Here is a 21172-nt window from a genome sequence, read left to right on the forward strand (position 1 = left end):
GGCACCGGGCAGGCTGGCGTGCCTCCCCGATCCTAGCCCTGCGCCGGTACGTCGGCGGGCACGGCGCGACCCGAGGGTAGTTCGAGCACCAGCTCCACGGTGTCCCCGGCGCCGGCGCGCCCCTGAAGGCTGCCGCCGTGCGCTTCTGCAATCGCGACCGCGATCATCAGGCCCAGCCCGAGCGCGTCGTCCGGTGGGTCCGGATGCGGCGAGCTCAGCAGCGCTGCGATCAGCGCATCCGAAACACCACTGCACTGCAGCGCGCAGGTCATGCGCAGACGCCCGCGCGCGAGCTCGAGCCGGGCCTGCACCGGCTCGGGCTGAACGCGCGACAGCTGCATTCCAAGCAGGGTGTGGAACAACTGGGCGATCCGCAGCACGTCGCCTTCGATCTCCAGGCCCTGCACCTCCGGCCCCCAGCTGACCCGTGGCGCCCTGGCCTGCAGGCGGCTGGCGGTGTCCGACACGAGCAGCTCGACGTCGATCGTTTCGCGTCGGACCAGCAACTGGCCGGTACCGGCCCGCCCCAGGTCGCTGAACTCATCGATCATGCCGCCCAGCCGCTGGATCTGCCGCTCCAGCACTGCGAGCAGCTCGTCGCGCTGGCCGTCGGCGATGCGCGGGTCGCGCAGCAGGTAGACCGCGGTCTGCATCGGCGCCAGCGGCCCGCGCAGGTCGTGCGCGACGCGGTCCATCCAGGTCCTGGCAATCAGTGCGCTCACGGCTGCGTGTCCCGTCCCCCCGCGGCGCACAGGCGCCGAATCGCGTCGAGCTGCGGCGGCTTGACCAGGTGTTCGTCGAAACCGGCCTCGCGGCTGCGGCTGCGGCTGCGGCTGCGGTCTTCCGCGTGCCCCCAGCCGGTGACGGCGACGATGCCGAGAGCCGACGCGGCATGCCGCTGCCGCAGGCTGCGCGCGATCTCGTAGCCGCTGCGTCCGGGCATGCCGATATCGAGGAAGACCAGGTGCGGTGCGAAGCGCTCGACTTCGGCCTCGACCTGTTCCGGATCGTAGACCTGCGCGACCTCGTGGCGGGCGAGTTCGCGCGCCAGTTCGCGGTTGCTGCGCACCACGGTATTGAAGGCGTCGGCCAGGTGCCCTTCGAGGCCCTCCCAGTGGCCGCGCAGTTCCATGCCGAAGTCGCCCTGTGCGACCGCCTGCAGCGCGGACAGCATCATGCGCATCGCATCGTCGGACCTGCCGGGCAGGTCGGCGGGCGCACCATCGAGTGCCTGCATCGTGTGAGTCACCATCCCGCCGTGGATCGCCATTCAGCCGGCGACGATACGCCGGCGCGGCGTGGCAGCGCTCACGCTTTCATCACGGTGGTGGCCGGGGCAGGAAGGCACGATCGACCGGCGGCCTGCCGGGTCTGTTGGAGGGTTCGCGCGCAGCATCTCTGGCCCGCCTGGTACCGAGCGTTCTGTTGCGAAGAAGGCTCAGCCCGGCCGGCGTCGCCTCAATCCGAGGTGCTGGCCAGCAACCGCCTCGCCGCCGCGCGCGCTTCCTTCGACACTTCCACTCCACCGAGCATGCGCGCCAGCTCTTCCTGGCGCTCCCTGGCATCGAGGCGGCGCACGCCGGATCGGGTCTGCCCGTCGAGATCGGCCTTGCTGACCAGGTAGTGGGCATGGCCCTGCGCGGCGACCTGCGGCAGGTGGGTCACGCACAGCACCTGGCAGCGTGCACCCAGGGCGCGCAGCTTCTGGCCGACGATCTCGGCAACCGCGCCGCCGATGCCCGAATCGACCTCGTCGAAGACCATCGTCGGCACCGTGTCCGATCCGAGCGCCGCGACCTCGATGGCCAGCGACACGCGTGACAGTTCGCCGCCCGAGGCGACGCGGCGCAGCGGGCGCGGCGGCTGCCCGGCGTTGGCCGAGACCAGGAACTCCACGCGCTCGCCGCCCTGCGGATCGGGGCGGCCGGCATCGACGGGTTCCAGCGCCACCTCGAACACGCCGCCGCCCATGCCAAGCTCGGCAATCAGCGTCGTGGTGGCCTGCGACAGCCGCGCAGCCGCGTCGGCGCGCACGCTGCCGAGGGCGTCGGCAGCGCTGCGCCAGAGCGCCGCGGCCTTGCCGATCTCGCCCTCGAGCGATGCCAGGCGGACGCCCGCATCGCGCAGCGCCTCGAGTTCGGCCGTGAACGCGGCCTGCTGACCGGCCAGTTCCCCGGGCGACACGCGATGCTTGCGCGACAGCTCGTGCAGCCGCGCCAGTGTTGCGTCCAGCGCCTCGAACTGGGCTGGATCGATGTCGAGCTCGTCGCGCACCCGCTGCAGCAGCAGGGTGGCCTCGTCGAGCTGGATGGCGGCCGAGTCGAGCATGGCATCGACCTCGCCCAGCCGCGGTTCGTGCGCACGCTCGCGCGACAGCCCGCCGCGCAGCTGCTGCAGGCGGCGCACCAGCGCGGGACCATCGTCGCCGGCCAGGCCGTCGAGCGCGTCGTCGCAGGCCGCGATCAGCCCGGCCGCGTGTGCCTGGCGGCGATGGCCGGCGACCAGCGACTCGATCGACTCCGGGCGCAGGTCCTCTCGCTCGAGTTCGGCGAGCTGGTGGCCAAGCCAGTCGATGCGTTCGGACACGTCGCCGGTCTTGGACAGGGCGTCGCGCTCGCGCAGCAGCGCAGCCCAGGCGGCCGCCGCCCCGCGCACCGCGGCCAGCTGTGGCTCGTGGCGGCCGAAGGCGTCGAGCAGGGCGAGCTGGCTGGCCTTTTCCATCAGCGCCTGGTGCTCGTGCTGGCCGTGGATCTCGACCAGGAGGCCGGCCAGCTGCGAGAGCTGGGCCAGGGTGGCCGGGCGGCCGTTGATCCAGGCGCGCGAACCGCCGTCCGCGCGCAGGGTGCGGCGCAGGGTGCAGGCCGTGCCGTCGTCGAACTCCTGTTCGTGCAGCCAGGCCAGGGCGGACGGCACCGCGGCCGGATCGAACTCGGCGTGCAGCTCGGCGCGCTGGGCGCCGTGGCGGACCATGCCGGCATCGGCGCGCAGGCCCGACAGGAAGCCCAGCGCATCGACCAGCAGCGACTTGCCCGCGCCGGTCTCGCCGGAAATCACGGTCATGCCCGGGCCGAACTCGAGTTCGGACTCGGGGACGACGGCGAAATCGCGGAGGGTCAGGCGTTTGAGCATGGCCGCGCATTGTAGTGCGCGCAGTCGCAACAGCCGAGACGCAAAGGCGCCGGATGCGGGTCGGGAAAGTCCGCACCCGTCGGGCCGCCCACTGCCGCGCCGGCGCAGGACCACGGCTGGCCCGGTGCGCAGGCCGCTTGCGCCCTTGCGCGCATCGGCGATCTAATCGGTCCATGTCCGCATCCTTGCCCGGCAAAAAACTCGACCTGCGCGCGCGCCAGCTGCTGCGTACGCTGATCGGGCGCTACATCCGCGACGGCGAGCCGGTGGGCTCGCAGACGCTGGCCCGGCACGCGGGGTTGGACGTCAGCGCCGCGACGATCCGCAACATCCTCGCCGACCTCGAGGAGCAGGGGCTGCTGGCCGCGCCGCACACATCTGCCGGGCGGGTGCCCACCGCGCAGGGCTACCGCGTGTTCGTCGACTCGCTGCTGCAGCTGCAGCCGCTGGCCCATGCCGAAATGGCCCGCCTGCGCGGCGAACTGGCCGCGGGCGGCGGCACCCAGTCGCTGCTGGGCAGCGCTTCGGAACTGGTGTCGGCGATGACCCACTTTGTCGGCGTGGTTTCGGTGCCGCGCCGCGAGCAGTTCGCCTTCCGCCACATCGACTTCGTCCCGCTCGACGCGCAGCGGGTCATGGCGATCCTGGTGTTCTCCGACAACGACGTGCAGAACCGCATCATCCAGACCCGCCGGCCCTACGAGGCCTCGGAGCTGGAGCGGGTGGCCAATTACCTCAACGCCCATTTCGCCGGCCGCCAGGTCGCCGACATCCGCGCCAGCCTGGTGCGGGAGCTGCAGGCCGCGCGCAGCGAGATGGAGGCGCTGCTCTCGCACACGGTCGAGCTGGCCGAGCAGGCGCTGGCGCCGGTCGACGACGACGACATGTTGGTCGCCGGCCAGACCCGCCTGATCGGCGTGCAGGACCTGTCCGACCTCGACCGCCTGCGCGAGCTGTTCGAGGCCTTCGCCCGCAAGCGCGAGATCCTGCAGCTGCTGGAGCGCACGATCAAGGCGCCGGGCGTGCGCATCTTCATCGGCGAGGAAACCGGGCTGGCGCCGCTGGAGGGCGTTTCGCTGGTGACCGCACCCTACGGCGCGGGTGGCAAGGTGCTGGGCGTGCTGGGCGTGATCGGCCCGACCCGGATGGCCTACGACCGGGTGATTCCGGTGGTGCAGGCGACCGCCGAGCTGCTGGGCGCCGCCTTGAATCCGGATCCGCCGACCCCATAGCTGCGGGGTCGGCGGCCCTGCGACCGCCTTACCAGCCCCAGGAACATGACCACGGAACCGATGCAGGATGCCGCGCCCGCGGCTGAAGAATTGAATACCCCCGACGACCGCATCCAGGCGCTCGAAGGCGAGCTTGAACAACTGCGCGCACAGTCGCTGATCGACCGCGCCGACATGGAAAACCAGCGCAAGCGCCTCGAGCGCGACGTGCGCAACGCCTGCCGCTTCGCCAACAAGCAACTGCTGGGCGACCTGCTGCCGGTGTTCGACAGCCTGGAGGCCGCGCTCAACACCGCCCCGGCCGAGGATCCGCTGCGCGACGGCGTGGTGCTGACCCTGCGCGAACTGACCCGCGTGTGCGGCAACAACGGCCTGGTCGAGGTCGCCCCGGCAGCGGGCGATGGCTTCGACCCGGAGAAGCACAACGCCATGAGCGCGGTCGAGACGACCGACGTCGCCCCGGGCAGCGTGTTCCAGCTGTTCCAGAAGGGCTACCTGCTCAACGAGCAGTTGCTGCGCCCGGCCCTGGTGTCGGTCGCGAAACAGGACTGACGTCCTGCTTTCCGCCTTCCCCGCCGAGGGGAAGGCGCGCCCTTGGCCCTTGAAGGGAAGGGCTCGACACCCCAGATACGCACCATCGGCGGCATCGCCGCCACCTGACGAAGATTCCAGAGGGAACCCACCATGGCAAAGATCATCGGCATCGACCTGGGCACGACCAACTCGTGCGTGGCGATCATGGACGGCGGCAAGGCCAAGGTCATCGAGAACAGCGAGGGTGATCGCACCACGCCGTCCGTCGTGGCCTATACCAAGGACGGCGAGGTGCTGGTCGGCGCGTCCGCCAAGCGCCAGGCCGTCACCAACCCCAAGAACACGTTCTACGCGGTCAAGCGCCTGATCGGCCGCAAGTTCACCGATGCCGAGGTCAAGAAGGACCTCGACCTGGTGCCCTATGACATCGTCGCGCACGACAACGGCGACGCCTGGGTGCAGACCAGCGACGGCAGGAAACTCTCGGCGCAGGAAGTGTCCGCGCGCATCCTGGAGAAGATGAAGAAAACCGCCGAGGATTATCTGGGCGAGAAGGTCACCGAGGCGGTGATCACGGTCCCGGCCTACTTCAACGACTCGCAGCGCCAGGCGACCAAGGACGCCGGCCGCATCGCCGGCCTCGACGTCAAGCGCATCATCAACGAGCCGACCGCGGCCGCCCTGGCCTATGGCCTGGACAAGGGCGGCGGCGACCGCAAGATCGCCGTGTACGACCTCGGCGGCGGCACCTTCGACATGTCGATCATCGAGATTGCTGAAGTCGACGGCGAGAAGCAGTTCGAGGTGCTGGCCACCAACGGCGACACCTTCCTCGGTGGCGAGGACTTCGACAAGCGCGTCATCGACTACCTGGTCGAGGAGTTCCAGAAGGACTCCGGTCTGGACCTGCGCAAGGATCCACTTGCCCTGCAGCGCCTGAAGGACGCGGCCGAGCGCGCCAAGATCGAGCTGTCGACCGCGCAGCAGACCGAGGTCAACCTGCCGTACGTCACCGCCGACGCCTCGGGTCCGAAGCACCTCAACATCAAGCTCACCCGCGCCAAGCTCGAGGCGCTGGTCGAGGACCTGGTGCGCAAGACCATCGAGCCGTGCAAGGTCGCGCTCAACGACGCCGGCCTGCGCGCATCCGACATCAGCGAGGTGATCCTGGTCGGTGGCCAGACCCGCATGCCCAAGGTGCAGCAGGCGGTGGCGGAGTTCTTCGGCAAGGAGCCGAAGAAGGACGTCAACCCGGACGAGGCCGTCGCCATCGGCGCGGGCGTGCAGGGCGGCGTGCTGGCTGGCGAGGTCAAGGACGTGCTGCTGCTCGACGTGACTCCGTTGAGCCTGGGCATCGAGACCCTGGGCGGCGTGTTCACCAAGATCATCGAGAAGAACACCACCATCCCGACCAAGGCCTCGCAGACCTTCAGCACCGCCGAGGACAACCAGTCCGCGGTCACCGTGCACGTGCTGCAGGGCGAGCGCGAGCAGGCGCGCTTCAACAAGTCGCTGGCGCGCTTCGACCTGACCGGCATCGACTCGGCGCCACGCGGCATGCCGCAGGTGGAGGTGTCGTTCGACATCGACGCCAACGGCATCGTCCACGTCACCGCCAAGGACAAGAAGACCAACAAGGAACAGAAGGTCGAGATCAAGGCCGGCTCGGGCCTGTCGGACGACGAGATCCAGCGGATGGTCGCCGACGCCGAGGCGCACCGCGAGGACGACCTCAGGTTCCAGGAGCTGGTCGGCGCGCGCAACCAGGCCGACGCGCTGGTGCACAGCACCCGCGGCGCGATCAAGGACAACGGCGACAAGGTGCCGGGCGACGTGATTGGCCGGGTCGAGTCGGCGATCGCCGATGTCGAGACCGCCATGAAGGGTGACGACAAGGGGCAGATCGAGACCCGCACCAAGGCACTGGAGGAGGCCGCGCAGGCCCTGTTCGCCGCAGTGTCCGCGGCCCAGCAGCCAGGCGATGCCGGTGCCGGCCCCGCGTCGGCCAGCGACGACGTGGTCGACGCCGAGTTCACCGAGGTCAAGGACGAGCAGAAGCCGTGACCGCCCACGGGTGATGCTTGCGTGGAAGAAGCGGGGCTTCAAGCTCCGCTTTTTCCGTCCCGGATCGCCACCTTTTTTCGAACCACCCTGTAACGGATCACCAATCACCGCACCATGAGCAAACGCGACTACTACGAAGTCCTGGGCGTTGCGCGCAACGCCAGCGAGGAGGACCTGAAGAAGGCCTATCGTCGCTGCGCGATGAAGCACCATCCGGACCGCAACCCCGGCGACAAGGCCGCCGAGGCCGCGTTCAAGGAGTGCAAGGAGGCCTATGAAGTGTTGTCGGACGGCGGCAAGCGCCGCATGTACGACCAGCATGGGCACGCCGCGTTCGAACACGGCATGGGTGGCGGCAATGCCGGGCCGGGCTTCGCCGGCGCCGACATGGGCGACATCTTTGGCGACATCTTCGGCAACATCTTCGGCGGCGGCGGCGCACGCGGCGGGCCACGTCGTGGCGCCGACGTCGGCTATGTGATGGAGCTGGACCTGGACGAAGCGGTCAGCGGGGTCGAGAAGCGCATCGAGATCCCGACCCTTGCCGAATGCGGGGACTGCGACGGCAGTGGCTCGGAGGATCGCAAGCTCGAAACCTGCGACACCTGCCACGGACGCGGGCAGGTACGGTTCCAGCGCGGCATCTTCTCGATGCAGCAGCCGTGCCCGCACTGCCACGGCCGCGGCCAGACCATCGCCAACCCCTGCAAGACCTGCCACGGCAACGGTCGCATCGAGGAAGAGAAGGTGCTGTCGGTGAAGGTGCCGGCGGGCGTGGACAGCGGCGATCGCATCCGCCTGGCAGGAGAGGGCGAGGCCGGGCCCGCGGGCGTGCCGCCGGGCGACCTGTATGTCGAGGTGCGCGTGCGTCCGCACGAGTTCTTCGAGCGCGACGGCGACGACCTGCACTGCGAGGTGCCGATCCGCATCTCGCAGGCGGCGCTCGGCGACAGCGTGCGCGTGCCGACCCTGGGCGGCGAGGCGGAGATCCGGATCCCGGCCGAAACCCAGACCGGAAAGGTGTTCCGCCTGCGCGACAAGGGCGTCAAGTCGGTGCGCAGCCGCGCACCCGGCGACCTGTACTGCAAGGTCGTGGTTGAGACCCCGGTGAACCTCACCCCCGAGCAGCGCGAACTGCTTGAGCAGTTCGAGTCGACCTTCGCCGGCGACGGCGCGCGCCGGCACTCGCCCAAGGCGAGCACCTTCCTCGACGGCGTGAAGGGCTTCTGGGACCGGATGGTCTCCTGACCCGCGCGGGCTTGTCGGGCACCCTGCGCGCGGCTAGCCTGCGCGCATGACCACGCCCGTCCGACTCCTCATCCACGGCGCCTCCGGGCGCATGGGCCAGGCCCTGCTGCGACTGGCGGCGGACCTGCCGAACCTGCAGGTGGTGGCGGCGGTGCAGCGCCGGATTGGCCAGCGCGTGGTCGAGGGCGTGCCGTATTTCGCCAGCAGCGAGCTCGGCGGCGCGCCTGCATTCGATGCCGCCATCGATTTCAGCCTGCCCGACGGCTTCGACCCGGTGCTGGCGCTGTGCGTGGCACGCGGCGCGGCCTTCGTGTCCGGCACGACCGGGATTTCCGACGCCCAGCGTGATGCGCTGCGCGATGCATCGCAGGCGATCCCGGTGCTGTGGGCATCCAATTTCAGTCTTGGCGTGGCCGTGATCGAGGAACTGGTCGAACGCAGCGCCGCGGCGCTGCCGGGCTGGGACTGCGACATCGTCGAATCCCACCACACGCAGAAGAAGGACGCGCCCTCCGGCACCGCGCTCTCGCTGGGCGAGGCGGCAGGACGCGGCGGCGCGCAGCCGCGCTATGCCTCGCTGCGCGCAGGCGACATCGTCGGCGAGCACCTGGTGCAGTTCGCAGCGATGGGCGAGCGCATCGAACTGGTTCACCGTGCAACCAGTCGCGACATCTTCGCGCGCGGTGCGCTGCATGCCGCCAGCCGTCTCGCCGGCCGTGATCCGGGCCTGTATCGGGTGCGCGACCTGCTGTAGGCCGCGTCACTGCCCTAGGCGTCTTCCCGGCGCCGCGAAATCCTGCCCGGACATCGGCCCGGGATCCCCCGATTACGCCGGGATCGCAGCGTGGCAGCCCGCGAATCGTTCAGTTCCCGCCGCGTTCTGTCTGGCGCGAGCGGACCCGGCCCGGTATCATTCCCGCTCGCCTGATTCCTCACGCCCCCGGACCGGTCCAGAACCGCACCGGCGGTTTTCTGCAACCTCACGTAGGCGAAGCCAGTGACCCAAACCGCAATCCTCGTCCTCGAAGACGGCACTGTATTCGAGGGCGTTTCCGTGGGCGCGAACGGCCTGTCCGTCGGCGAGGTGGTGTTCAACACCGCCATGACCGGCTACCAGGAAGTGCTCACCGATCCTTCGTACGCGCGCCAGCTGGTGACGCTGACCTATCCGCACATCGGCAACACCGGCTGCACCGACGAGGACGACGAGGCCAGCACGGTCTGGGCCGCCGGCCTGATCGTGCGCGAGGTGCCGCGTCGCCCGAGCAGCTGGCGCAGCCAGGTTGCGCTGCCGCAGTGGCTGCACGATCGCGGCATCGTCGCCATCGCCGGCATCGACACGCGCAAGCTGACCCGCCTGCTGCGCGAGCGCGGCTCGCAGAACGGCGCGCTGATGGCCGGCGCGATCGACGTGGAGAAGGCGCTCGAAGCGGCGCGCAAGTTCCCCGGCCTCAAGGGCATGGACCTGGCCAAGGTGGTCACCACGGACGCCGCGTACGCCTGGACCGAGGGTTCGCTGGATCTGGACACCGGTGAGGTCGCACGCGTGCCCTCGCGCTATCGCGTGGTGGCCTACGATTTCGGCGTGAAGCGCAACATCCTGCGCATGCTGGCCGAGCGTGGCTGCGAGCTGACGGTGGTGCCGGCGCAGACGCCTGCGGCCGAAGTGCTGGCGATGCAGCCCGATGGTGTGTTCCTGTCCAACGGCCCCGGCGATCCGGAGCCCTGCGACTACGCGGTCGCCGCCATCGGCGAGTTGCTCGCGGCCAAGGTGCCGGTGTTCGGCATCTGCCTGGGCCACCAGCTGCTGGCGCTGGCCGCCGGTGCGAAGACCATGAAGATGCCGAGCGGCCACCACGGCGCCAACCACCCGGTGCAGTCGCTCGACGACGGCCGGGTGATGATCACCTCGCAGAACCACGGTTTCGCGGTCGACGAGTCGAGCCTTCCGGCGAACGTGCGCGTGATCCACCGCTCGCTGTTCGACGGCACCAACCAGGGCATCGAACTGACCGACGCGCCGGCGTTCTCGTTCCAGGGCCATCCGGAAGCGAGTCCCGGTCCGCAGGACGTATCCCCGCTGTTCGATCGCTTCATCGCGTCGATGGCGAAGCAGCACGCAGAGAACCACTGATGCCAAAGCGCACCGACCTCAAGACCATCCTCATCATCGGCGCCGGCCCGATCGTCATCGGCCAGGCCTGCGAGTTCGACTACTCCGGCGCGCAAGCGTGCAAGGCGCTGCGCGAGGAGGGTTACCGCGTGGTGCTGGTCAACAGCAATCCGGCGACGATCATGACCGACCCGGACATGGCCGACGCGGTCTACATCGAGCCGATCAACTGGCAGACGGTCGAGAAGATCATCGCCAAGGAAAAACCCGACGCGCTGCTGCCGACCATGGGCGGCCAGACCGCGCTCAACTGCGCGCTGGACCTGGCCGATCATGGTGTGCTGGACAAGTACGGCGTCGAGCTGATCGGCGCCAAGCGCGAAGCCATCATGATGGCCGAGGACCGCGAGCTGTTCCGCGTGGCGATGGGCGAGATCGGACTTGAGTGCCCGAAGGCCGCGGTGGCCAGGACCTTCGAGGAAGCGGTCGAGATCCAGGCGACCGTCGGCTATCCGACCATCATCCGGCCCAGCTTCACCCTCGGCGGCAGCGGCGGCGGCATCGCCTACAACCGCGAGGAGTTCGAGGACATCGTCAAGCGTGGGCTCGAGCTCTCGCCCACCAACGAGGTGCTGGTCGAGGAATCGGTGCTGGGCTGGAAGGAGTTCGAGATGGAAGTGGTCCGCGACACCGCGGACAACTGCATCATCGTCTGCTCGATCGAGAACCTCGATCCGATGGGCGTGCACACCGGCGACTCGATCACGGTGGCGCCTGCGCAGACCCTCACCGACAAGGAATACCAGCGCCTGCGCGATGCCTCGATCGCGGTGCTGCGCAAGATCGGCGTGGACACCGGCGGCTCCAACGTGCAGTTCGGCATCAACGCCCAGACCGGGCGCGTGGTGGTGATCGAGATGAATCCGCGCGTCTCGCGCTCCTCGGCGCTCGCCTCCAAGGCCACCGGCTTCCCGATCGCCAAGGTCGCCGCCAAGCTCGCCGTCGGTTACACGCTCGACGAGTTGCGCAACGAAATCACCGGCGGCAAGACCCCGGCTTCGTTCGAACCATCGATCGACTACGTGGTGACCAAGATCCCGCGTTTCGCGTTCGAGAAGTTCCCGCAGGCCGATTCCCGCCTGACCACGCAGATGAAGTCGGTGGGCGAGGTGATGGCGATGGGCCGCACCTTCTCCGAATCGGTGCAGAAGGCGCTGCGCGGCCTCGAAACCGGCAAGGTGGGCTTCGACCCGACCGGCCTGGACCTGACCGACGAAGCCGACCTGGCCACGCTGCGTCGCGAGGTCAAGGAGCCAGGGCCGGAGCGGCTGTTCCACCTGGCCGACGCGTTCCGCGCCGGGATGTCGGTGGAGGAGGTGTTCGCGCTCTCCTTCGTCGATCCGTGGTTCCTCGACCAGATCGAGGACATCGTGCTTGCCGAGAACGAAGTGGCGGCCGCGGGCATCGATGCGCTCGACGGTGCCCGTCTGCGCGCGCTCAAGCGCATGGGCTTTTCCGATGCGCGCCTGGCGCAGCTGGTGGCCACCGACGAGTCGGCGGTGCGCGCGCTGCGTCGCGCCCACGGCGTGAGGCCCGTCTACAAGCGCGTGGACTCCTGCGCGGCCGAGTTCGCCACCACCACGGCCTATATGTATTCGACCTACGAGGACGAGTGCGAGGCGAATCCGACCGATCGCGAGAAGATCATCGTGCTCGGCGGCGGCCCCAACCGCATCGGCCAGGGCATCGAGTTCGACTACTGCTGCGTGCACGCCGCGCTCGCCCTGCGCGAGGACGGGTACGAGACCATCATGGTCAACTGCAACCCGGAGACCGTGTCCACCGACTACGACACCTCCGACCGCCTGTACTTCGAGCCGCTCACGCTCGAGGACGTGCTGGAGATCGTCGAGCTGGAGAAGCCCAAGGGCGTGATCGTGCAGTACGGCGGCCAGACCCCGCTCAAGCTGGCGCGCGCGCTGGAGGCCAACGGCGTGCCGATCATCGGCACCTCGCCCGATTCGATCGACCTGGCCGAGGACCGCGAGCGCTTCCAGAAGCTGGTCGACCAGCTCGGCCTCAGGCAGCCGCCCAACCGCACCGCGCGCAGCGCCGAAGAGGCGCAGGTGCTGGCCCGCGAGATCGGCTACCCGCTGGTGGTGCGCCCGAGCTACGTGCTCGGCGGCCGCGCGATGGAAGTGGTGCATGCCGATTCCGACCTGGCGCGCTACATGCGCGACGCGGTCAAGGTCTCGAACGATTCACCGGTGTTGCTCGACCGCTTCCTCGACAATGCGGTGGAAGTGGACATCGACGTGATCGCCGACAAGGACGGCAACGTGCTGATCGGCGGGCTGATGGAGCACATCGAGGAGGCTGGCGTGCACTCGGGCGATTCGTCCTGTTCGCTGCCGCCGTATTCGCTGCCGGCCGGGGTGCAGGCGCAGCTGCGCGAACAGGTGGTGGCGATGGCCAAGGCGCTGAACGTCGTCGGCCTGATGAACACCCAGTTCGCGGTGCAGCTGGACGAGGAAGGCGAGCACAGGATCTTCGTGCTCGAAGTCAATCCGCGCGCCTCGCGCACGGTGCCGTTCGTGTCCAAGGCCACCGGGCTGCCGCTGGCCAAGATCGCTGCCCGCTGCATGGCCGGCATGACGCTGGAAGAGCAGGGTGCCACCAGGGAAATCGTGCCGGACTACTACTCGGTCAAGGAGGCGATCTTCCCGTTCGCCAAGTTCCAGGGCGTCGACCCGATCCTCGGCCCGGAGATGCGTTCGACCGGTGAGGTGATGGGCGTGGGCCGCAGCTTCGGCGCCGCGTTCGCTCGCGCGCAGGAAGCGGCGGGGATCAAGGCGCCGCCCCCGAGCGGCAAGGCCTTCGTGTCGGTGCGCGACCCCGACAAGAAGCGCGTACTGCCGGTGGCCCGCGACCTGGTCGAACGTGGTTACGTGATCGTCGCCACCAGCGGCACGGCGCAGTGGCTGCGCGAGAACGGCATCCAGTGCGAGCAGGTCAACAAGGTCCTGGAAGGCCGCCCACACATCGTCGACCTGATCAAGAACGGCGAGATCGCCTACATCGTCAACACCACCGAGGGCCGCCAGGCGATCGCGGACTCGTTCTCGATCCGTCGCGAGGCGCTGCAGCAGCGCGTGACCTATTCCACCACCGTCGCCGGCGCCAAGGCGCTGCTGCATTCCCTGGACTATCGCGGCAGCGGCCCGGTGTGGGCGCTGCAGGAACTGCACGCAACCTTGCCCACCGGCGTTTGAGGAGCCAATACACATGAGACCACCCATGACCCTGGCAGGCGCGCAGCGGTTGCGCGCCGAACTCGAGCAACTCCGTTCGGTCAAGCGCCCGGAAGTGATCGCCGCGATCGCGGATGCGCGTTCGCACGGCGACCTCAAGGAGAACGCCGAGTACCACGCCGCGCGCGAGCAGCAGGGCTTCATCGAAGGCCGCATCCAGCAGCTCGAGAGCGAACTCTCGCACGCCGACGTCATCGACGTGGCCCGGCTCGATGCCGGCGACAGGGTCGTGTTCGGCGCGAAGGTGACGATCGCCGACGTCGAGACGGACGAGGAGAGGCGCTACCAGATCGTCGGTGACCTGGAAGCCGACATCAAGCTGGGCCTGATCGCGATTTCCTCGCCGGTGGCGCGGGCGCTGATCGGCAAGCACGCCGGCGACAGCGTCACCATCGAAGCGCCCGCCGGCTCGCGCGAGTACGAGATCGTCGACGTCAGCTACAGCGGTTGAGGCCGGTGGCGAAGGCGACCCTGCTGCTGCCTGCGGCGCGCCGGCTGGATGCGCCGTCTGCCGCGATCGCGGCGGTGCTGGGACGCGCGGACGTGGCGGCGGGGCAGGGTGAAGGCAGGCGCGCGCAGCTGCGCCGCCATGTGCAGCTGCTGCCCGATCACTGGCCGGTGGCCGCGCTCACCCGCCAGCTCGACGCCGGCGATGCCGCCGGTGCGATGTGGCTGCGCGCCGATCCATGCCGCATCCAGCCCGACATCAACGGCGCGCGGCTGCTCGATCATGGCGACACGCTCGGACTCGACGCCGAGGATGTCGCGCAGCTGCTGCCGGCGCTCAAACCGCTGTTTGGCGATGCCGGCATGCCGATCGACGCGCCGTCGCCGTCGCGCTGGTACCTGCGCCTGCCGGCGTCATCGAAGCTTCCCGCGTTCACCGCCCCTGACGACGCGCTGGGCGATGACGTGTTCGAACACCTGGCCCAGGGCAGCGAAGGCCGGCGCTGGCGCAGTCTGCTCACGGAGGCGCAGGTCGTGCTGCACAACCATCCGTGGAATGACCACCGCATGGCGGCCGGCAAACGGCCGGTGAATTCGCTGTGGTTCTGGGGCGGCGGCGCGCTGCCCGATCATGTCCAGTCCGCATACGCGCGGTTCCACGGCGGCGATGAAGTCGCGATCGCCATCGCCGCCGCTGCCGGGGTCGCGGCGCCGCTGCCGGCCCGCTTCGAGGCCGGCGAGGGCGATGCCCTGTTCGACCTGACCGCCATGCGCGACCTGCCGCGGATCGAACGCGACTGGCTGCAGCCTGCGCTGGAGGCGTTGCGCGCTGGCCGGCTGGATTCGGTGGTACTCGACACCGCCGATGGCACCGCCTTCACCCTCGAGCGCGCCCAGCGCTGGCGTTTCTGGCGCCGCCCGCGCCCGGGCCTGCTGGCTTGATGTCACCGCGAATCCGTCGGCGCGAGTTCCAGCCCGGCCACGGCTGGCCCGCAGGCATGCCGCCGCTGCTGCAGCGGATCTATGCCGCGCGCGGAATCCACGACCCCGCGCTCGCCCAGCCCCGGCTGGCGCAACTGCCGCCGCCCGATGGCCTGGGTGGGCTGGTGGAGGCGGTACGCCTGCTCGCAGACGCGATCGCGCGCGACACGCGCATCCTCGTCGTCGGTGATTTCGATGCCGATGGCGCCACCGCCTGCGCGGTCGGCGTGCGCGGCCTGCGCATGCTCGGCGCCCGCGACGTGGTCCACGCCGTGCCCAACCGCATGCTGCACGGCTATGGCCTGTCGGTTGCGCTGGTCGATGAGCTGGCCGCGCTGCAGCCGGGGCTGCTGGTGACCGTCGACCACGGCGTGGCCTGTCATGCGGGCGTGGCCGCGGCCAAGGCGCGTGGCTGGCAGGTGCTGGTCACCGACCACCACCTGCCCGGCGACGCGCTCCCTGCGGCGGACGCCATCGTCAATCCCAACCTGCGTGGCGACGCCTTCGCCTGCAAGGCGCTGGCCGGCGTGGGCGTGATCTTCTATGTGCTGCTGGCGCTGCGCGGCCGGCTGCGAGACGACGGCGCGTTCGCAGGCCGTGACATACCCGATCTGACCGTGCTGCTCGACCTGGTCGCGGTCGGCACCGTGGCCGACCTGGTGCCGCTCGATGCAAGCAACCGCGCGATGGTCGCGGCCGGCCTGCGGCGGCTGCGTGCCGGGCGCGGCTGCGCCGGGCTGCAGGCGCTGATCGAGGTGTCCGGGCGCAGGGCGGAGGCATTGACGGCCGCGGATATCGGATTCGCGGTCGCGCCGCGCCTCAACGCCGCCGGCCGGCTCGAGGACATGTCGCTGGGCATCGAATGCCTGCTCAGCGACGACCCGCGCCAAGCGCGCGAGTTGGCCGAGCGGCTGCACCAGATCAACGCCGAGCGACGCGGCGTGCAGCAGGTCATGGTCGACGACGCCGAGGCCGCGCTGGCAAGGGTGCCGGCGATCGCGGGCGAAGCGCCAGTGGCGCTGTGCCTGTTCGATCCGGACTGGCACGCCGGGGTGGTGGGCCTGGTTGCGTCGAAGATGAAGGAGCGCCTGCACCGCCCGGTCATCGCCTTCGCGCCGGCCGAGCCGGGCAGCGAACAACTGCGCGGCTCGGCGCGTTCAATCCCCGGGCTGCATATCCGCGACGTGCTGGCCGCGGTCGACAGCGCGCATCCCGGCTTGGTCGAACGCTTCGGCGGGCATGCCATGGCGGCCGGGATGAGCCTGCGGCGCGACGCCTTGGCCGCCTTCGAACAGGCCTTCCATCACGCCGTGCGCGGCATGCTCGATCCGGCCCTGCTGCAGGCCGAGCTGTTCAGCGACGGCGAACTGCTGCCGGGCGAGTTCGACCGCTTCCACGCCGAGGCGATCCGCGACGGCGGGCCGTGGGGACAGGGCTTCGCCGAGCCACTGTTCGATGGCGTGTTCGAGGTGATCGACTGGAAGACAGTCGGCGAGCGCCACCTCAAGCTGCGGCTGCGCGCCGAAGGCGTGCGCGCGCCCCTGGCCGCGATACACTTCGGCGGCTGGTCGGGCGAGGCCCCGGCCACGCGCAACCGCCTCGCCTATCGCCTCACGCCCGACGACTACCGCGGCGGCCAGGCGATCCAGCTCATCGTCGAGCACCGCGAGCCGGCCTGACCGGACGCCTGGGCGTCCGGAGGCTGGTTCATGACGGTAGCCGGATGCCCGTGCGCCGCAGGCGACGTCGTCAGCGTGTCACGCGCGTGGTGACGCCGTCGCTGGCTACGCGGACGCGGTCACCGGTGCGGAAATCGTTGATGTTGCCGTCCTGGGCGATCGCGACCGAACGGCCGGAATCCAGCGCTACGGTCAGCTCGACGCCGGCGCGCGCACCGCGCGACAGGCCGCTGCCGGCCGCCCCACCCGCGGCCGCGCCGGCCACGGCGCCTGCGGTATTGGCGCGCCTGCCGCCGCCGAGGGTGCTGCCGGCGATGCCGCCCAGCACCGCGCCGGTCGCGGTGGCGACTCCGCGCGAATCGCTCTGGATCATCACCTCGCGCACGGCCTCCACGGTGCCCCATTCGACCGTCTGCGCGCGGCCCGCCTCGGAGCGGTTGAAGGTGTCGGGCGAAGTGCTGGTAGCGCAGGCGGACATGCCCGTCGCGATCAGGGCCGCTGCCAATGCGGTGACAAGCTTGCTGGACTTCATGCTGGTTCCTCCTTGGTGGTGTGCACGTCGGGAAACGCTTCTGCATCCACCTGGTTGTCAGCCGCGTGCAAGCTGCCGGGCGCGTTGGTCGGACAGCTGCTCGCGCCCCAACGGCTCGAGCGTCGCGCCGGCTGCGTCAACGCCATGTGAAGAACGGAGCCCGAGTAGGAGGGTGATGGGCCCAGCCTTCCGCGTGCCCGGGCATTCCCGCGCCGTTCGACGCGCGGTCTGGGGATTCAGAGGTCCTGCCTCGCGCCATGGACCAGTGGCGCAGCCGGCAGTGTCGGGCGCGGCGGCGGCCGGTGCTTCAGGCCGAACAGCGGCCGCAGCGGCGGGATCCGCCGGATGAACTCATAGCCCGCGAAACTCAGCGCGAACGTCAGCACGGCCAGCAGCGGCCCTTCGACCAGCGGCGCCATTGCCAGCGGCTTGGCGTTGTGCGCCAGCGTCACGATGATCGTCTGGTGCAGGATGTAGACCGGGAAGATCGCCTGCGAGAGGTAGCGCAGCGTCGGGCTGTCGCCGGGCGCGAGCCGGCCCGCGAAGCCCAGGATTGCCACGATCGCGACCCACTGGTTCAGTCCCCAGACCATGCGCATCGACAGTCGCAGCGCGTCGGATGGCTGCAGGTCGCGGAACAGTTCGAAGTACGCCGCGATCGCCAGCCAACTACCCAGCCAGAGCGCGAGCGCCGGCCAGCGCATCAGCACGAAGGCGGCCCACACCCGGTCGTCGCGCGCGACCAGGAAGCCGAGCAGGAACACGCCGAAGTACTGCGCATGGTTGTACCAGTCGTCCACCAGCGCATGGGTCGACTCGAAGCGGCCGATCAGCAGCACGCGGACCAGGGCCAGGAACAGCGCCGGCCACAGCAACAGGGCGGGCCCGGACGCGAGCAGTGCGCCGAGGCGTGTCGCAATGCAATCGAGCACCCGCGGCGCGAAGCGCGCCAGCAGCGCGGCGACCACCGTGTACACCCACAGGTAGGCCACGAACCACAGATGATTCCAGGTCGGCAGGTCCAGGCAATCGTCGCCGCGGCAGAAGCTGTCGTCTGCGGCGAGGTAGCGTGCCCAGAACGCGAGATAGCCATCGTGATAGCCGCCGGGCAGCTTCTCGACCACCTCGTAGTACGACTGCGGCGGCACGATCACCAGCATGCCGAATGCCAGCGGCAGCAGCAGCCGCCAGGAACGCGGGCCGAGGAAGCGCGGCGGGGTGCCGGATGCTGCCGCCTCGCGTTGCACCTTGCCCAGCAGGAAGGCGGTGGCGGCGCCGGAGACCAGAAACAGCAGGGACAGCCGCCACGGCGAACTCATCATCATGAAAGGCTCGAGCGCCGGACCCGCGTGCGGGCTGTCCACGTGCCATTCCCAGCTCACGTAGTACATGCCCACGTGGTAGAGCACCAGCAGGGCGAAGGCAAAGACGCGGACCCAGTCAAGGTCGTGGCGGCGTGTCATGGCATGGCCCGGAGTGAAAGTCGGATCCGAGCCTCGACCCGGGCGCGCTACGCGGCAAGGGTGAAGTGACCGATGGACGCGCTGCAGGGACGAATCGCGTCCCTGGTGGTGCGGGTCGGCGCGCCGGGACACGTAGAATCCGGGCATGACGACGTCGCCGACCGCCTACGAACGCTACGCGCCATGGCGACGCTGGGTGGAGGTCGGCTTCGTGGCCGCGATCCTGGTGTCCAACGCCGTCGGCAACAGCGTCACCACGTGGATGGAGCTGGATCGCGATGCGGACAACCCGTTCCATCGCTGGGAGCCGGCGGTGTGGGAGGCCAGCAGCGCGCTGATGTGGTGTCTGCTGATCCCACTGATTGCGCACGTGGCCGGCCGCTACCCGACCCACTGGCGGAACTTGCCGCGGCGCCTGCCGGTGCACCTGGCGGCAAGCGTGGTGGTGTCTCTGGTGCACGTGCTGGGGATGGTCGGCCTGCGGATCCTCGCCTACCGGTGGCAGGGAGCCGCCTATGATTTCGGTCCGTGGCCGCGCGAGCTGCTGTACGAATACCTCAAGGACGTGCGCGACTACGTGGGCATCGTGTTCCTGGTGGAGTGCTATGCGTTACTGCTGCGCCGCATGCAGGGCGAAGCCAGCATGCTTGGTCCGCCCGACGAAGGCCCTCCGGTGGGCTCGGTGGACCGCCCGGAGCGATTCCTGGTGCGCAAGCTGGGGCGCGACTTCCTGGTCGCGGCCATCGACATCGAGTGGCTGCAGGCGTCGGGCAACTACGTCAACCTGCGCGTGCGCGGGCACGACTACCCGCTGCGCAGCACGATCGGCGGAATCGGCGCGAGGCTCGATCCGGAACGTTTCGTCCGCATCCACCGCAGCTACATCGTCAACCTCGACCATGTGAGTTCGATCGAGCCGCTGGACACCGGCGACGCGCGCGTGCACCTGCGGGACGGCCGCACGCTGCCGGCCAGCCGCAGCCATCGCGGTGAACTGCGCGGGCGCTTCGCCGACGCCTGAGCCAGGCGGGTCGCGACCGCCACGATGCGGTCGCAGCCGGCCCGTGCGACCGCACCGTCGGCCCGGGACTGCACCGCGGCGGGTGGATTGCTAGAATCGCGGGCTGTCCAGCCTGCGGTATCCCCCATGATCGAACTCAATCCCGTGCGCCAGCGCATCGCCGACCTGACCGGTCGGCTGCATGCGCTGAGGGGGTTTCTTTGACTACGATGTCCGACGCGAGCGGCTCGAAGAAGTAGAGCGCGAGCTCGAGAATCCCGATATCTGGAACGATCCAGCACGCGCCCAGGCGCTGGGCAGGGAACGTTCCATGCTCGACAAGACCGTCAACGGCATCCGCAACCTGACCGAAGGCCTCGTCGGCGCGGGCGAGCTGCTGGAACTGGCCGAGATGGAGGACGACGAGGACACCGCGCTGGCCGTGGTTGCCGACGTTGACGGCTTCCAGAGGGGCGTGGAGCAGCTGGAATTCCAGCGCATGTTCTCCGGCAAGATGGACAACACCAACGCCTTCGTCGACATCCAGGCGGGCGCGGGCGGCACCGAGGCCCAGGACTGGGCCGAGATGCTGCTGCGCATGTACCTGCGCTGGTGCGAGTCGCGCGGCTGGAAGACCGAACTGATGGAGGCCAGCGGCGGCGACGTGGCGGGGATCAAGTCGGCCACGCTGCGGGTGGAGGGCGATTTCGCCTATGGCTGGCTGAAGACCGAAACCGGCGTGCACCGGCTGGTGCGCAAGTCGCCGTTCGACTCGGACAACCGGCGCCATACCAGCTTCACCTCGGTGTTCGTTTCGCCCGAAGTCGACGACAACATCGACATCCAGATCAATCCGGCCGACCTCAGGACCGACGTCTACCGCTCGTCCGGCGCAGGCGGACAGCACGTCAACAAGACCGAATCGGCGGTGCGCATCACCCACATCCCCACCGGGATCGTGGTCGCCTGCCAGACCGGGCGCAGCCAGCACCAGAACCGCGACAATGCGATGAAGATGCTCGCGGCCAAGCTCTACGAGTTCGAGGTCCAGAAGCGCAACGTCGAGCGCGACGCGGTGGAGGCCACCAAGTCCGACATCGGCTGGGGCAGCCAGATCCGCAACTACGTTCTGGACCAGAGCCGGATCAAGGACCTGCGCACCGGCATCGAGCGCTCCGACACGCAGAACGTGCTGGACGGCGACCTCGACGAGTTCATCGAGGCCAGCCTCAAGTCCGGGCTCGAGGTTGGGTCGAAGCGTACGGATGCAATGTGAGTGTGGCCACGGATTACGCGGATGAACGCGGATGAGGATCGAGGAACGCCCGAGTGCGCGTCCAGCAGTGCCGAGGCCGACCACTGGATCCGCACCTCGGTACCGATTCGCGTGATCCGCGTCAATTCGCGGCAATAGAAGCTCTTTTACCCGAGGCAAGACA

17 protein-coding genes are annotated in these 21172 nt (G+C 69.4%); 12 read left to right on the top strand and 5 right to left on the bottom strand.

Going from position 1 to position 21172, the window contains the following annotated elements; translation table 11 throughout:
* Nucleotides 1-32: 32 nt before the first annotated feature.
* The 3 genes from ACW5DW_RS06695 to recN all read right to left on the bottom strand — a co-directional run bounded on the left by ACW5DW_RS06695 (nucleotide 33) and on the right by recN (nucleotide 3129).
* A complete protein-coding gene (locus tag ACW5DW_RS06695) occupies nucleotides 33-722 on the bottom strand; it encodes a sensor histidine kinase (protein ID WP_457017980.1) in 690 nt (229 codons plus the stop codon).
* Nucleotides 719-1237 carry a response regulator gene (locus tag ACW5DW_RS06700; protein WP_457017981.1) on the bottom strand — a complete coding sequence of 173 codons (519 nt, stop codon included), beginning with the start codon at nucleotides 1235-1237 and terminating at the stop codon, nucleotides 719-721. The genes ACW5DW_RS06695 and ACW5DW_RS06700 overlap by 4 nt, the downstream gene beginning before the upstream one ends.
* 221 nt (nucleotides 1238-1458) lie before the next feature.
* Nucleotides 1459-3129 carry a DNA repair protein RecN gene (gene recN, locus ACW5DW_RS06705; RefSeq protein WP_457017982.1) on the bottom strand — a complete coding sequence of 557 codons (1671 nt, stop codon included), beginning with the start codon at nucleotides 3127-3129 and terminating at the stop codon, nucleotides 1459-1461.
* Nucleotides 3130-3302: 173 nt separating this feature from the next.
* Here recN and hrcA point away from each other — a divergent pair, with 173 nt between their 5' ends.
* From hrcA to recJ, 10 genes are all read left to right on the top strand, one after another.
* Nucleotides 3303-4361, top strand: coding sequence for a heat-inducible transcriptional repressor HrcA (gene hrcA / locus ACW5DW_RS06710; RefSeq protein ID WP_457017983.1), 1059 nt, complete (start codon nucleotides 3303-3305; stop codon nucleotides 4359-4361).
* Nucleotides 4362-4406: 45 nt separating this feature from the next.
* Nucleotides 4407-4913 (top strand): nucleotide exchange factor GrpE, encoded by a 507-nt coding sequence (gene grpE / locus ACW5DW_RS06715; RefSeq protein ID WP_457017985.1) that lies wholly within the window; start codon nucleotides 4407-4409, stop codon nucleotides 4911-4913.
* A gap of 132 nt (nucleotides 4914-5045) precedes the next feature.
* Nucleotides 5046-6959 (top strand): molecular chaperone DnaK, encoded by a 1914-nt coding sequence (gene dnaK / locus ACW5DW_RS06720; RefSeq protein ID WP_457017986.1) that lies wholly within the window; start codon nucleotides 5046-5048, stop codon nucleotides 6957-6959.
* A gap of 114 nt (nucleotides 6960-7073) precedes the next feature.
* On the top strand, nucleotides 7074-8207 hold the full coding sequence (gene dnaJ, locus ACW5DW_RS06725) for a molecular chaperone DnaJ (RefSeq protein ID WP_457017987.1): 1134 nt from the start codon (nucleotides 7074-7076) through the stop codon (nucleotides 8205-8207).
* 46 nt (nucleotides 8208-8253) lie between these two features.
* On the top strand, nucleotides 8254-8961 hold the full coding sequence (gene dapB, locus ACW5DW_RS06730; protein ID WP_457017988.1) for a 4-hydroxy-tetrahydrodipicolinate reductase: 708 nt from the start codon (nucleotides 8254-8256) through the stop codon (nucleotides 8959-8961).
* A 243-nt stretch (nucleotides 8962-9204) separates the two neighbouring features.
* A complete protein-coding gene (gene carA, locus ACW5DW_RS06735) occupies nucleotides 9205-10341 on the top strand; it encodes a glutamine-hydrolyzing carbamoyl-phosphate synthase small subunit (protein WP_457017989.1) in 1137 nt (378 codons plus the stop codon).
* Entirely contained in the window at nucleotides 10341-13592 is a 3252-nt protein-coding gene (carB, locus tag ACW5DW_RS06740; RefSeq protein WP_457017990.1) for a carbamoyl-phosphate synthase large subunit, read from the top strand. Before carA ends, carB begins: the two co-directional genes overlap by 1 nt.
* Nucleotides 13593-13605: 13 nt before the next feature.
* Nucleotides 13606-14082 carry a transcription elongation factor GreA gene (greA, locus tag ACW5DW_RS06745; protein ID WP_457017991.1) on the top strand — a complete coding sequence of 159 codons (477 nt, stop codon included), beginning with the start codon at nucleotides 13606-13608 and terminating at the stop codon, nucleotides 14080-14082.
* 5 nt (nucleotides 14083-14087) lie between these two features.
* Nucleotides 14088-15020, top strand: coding sequence for a phosphoglycerate mutase (locus tag ACW5DW_RS06750; protein WP_457017992.1), 933 nt, complete (start codon nucleotides 14088-14090; stop codon nucleotides 15018-15020).
* Nucleotides 15020-16738: a single-stranded-DNA-specific exonuclease RecJ gene (gene recJ / locus ACW5DW_RS06755; protein ID WP_457017993.1), complete on the top strand. Its 1719-nt coding sequence runs from the start codon at nucleotides 15020-15022 to the stop codon at nucleotides 16736-16738. The genes ACW5DW_RS06750 and recJ overlap by 1 nt, the downstream gene beginning before the upstream one ends.
* Nucleotides 16739-16808: 70 nt before the next feature.
* On the opposite strand, the gene ACW5DW_RS06760 is transcribed toward recJ, so the two are convergent.
* Both ACW5DW_RS06760 and ACW5DW_RS06765 read right to left on the bottom strand, forming a co-directional pair.
* Nucleotides 16809-17270 carry a hypothetical protein gene (locus tag ACW5DW_RS06760; RefSeq protein WP_457017994.1) on the bottom strand — a complete coding sequence of 154 codons (462 nt, stop codon included), beginning with the start codon at nucleotides 17268-17270 and terminating at the stop codon, nucleotides 16809-16811.
* Between the two features lie 236 nt (nucleotides 17271-17506).
* On the bottom strand, nucleotides 17507-18733 hold the full coding sequence (locus ACW5DW_RS06765; protein ID WP_457017995.1) for an acyltransferase family protein: 1227 nt from the start codon (nucleotides 18731-18733) through the stop codon (nucleotides 17507-17509).
* A 145-nt stretch (nucleotides 18734-18878) separates the two neighbouring features.
* Between ACW5DW_RS06765 and ACW5DW_RS06770 the strand changes: the two genes are divergently transcribed.
* Both ACW5DW_RS06770 and prfB read left to right on the top strand, forming a co-directional pair.
* Complete coding sequence (locus ACW5DW_RS06770) at nucleotides 18879-19754, top strand: LytTR family DNA-binding domain-containing protein (protein ID WP_457017996.1); 876 nt, start codon at nucleotides 18879-18881, stop codon at nucleotides 19752-19754.
* Between the two features lie 126 nt (nucleotides 19755-19880).
* Nucleotides 19881-21009, top strand: a protein-coding gene (gene prfB / locus ACW5DW_RS06775; RefSeq protein WP_457017997.1) for a peptide chain release factor 2 whose coding sequence is annotated in 2 segments (ribosomal slippage) — nucleotides 19881-19955 and nucleotides 19957-21009 — 1128 coding nt in all. Because the reading frame shifts where the segments join, the coding sequence is not laid out codon by codon here.
* The last annotated feature ends 163 nt before the right edge of the window (nucleotides 21010-21172 follow it).

It is taken from the genome of Luteimonas sp. A482 (genome assembly GCF_054072655.1).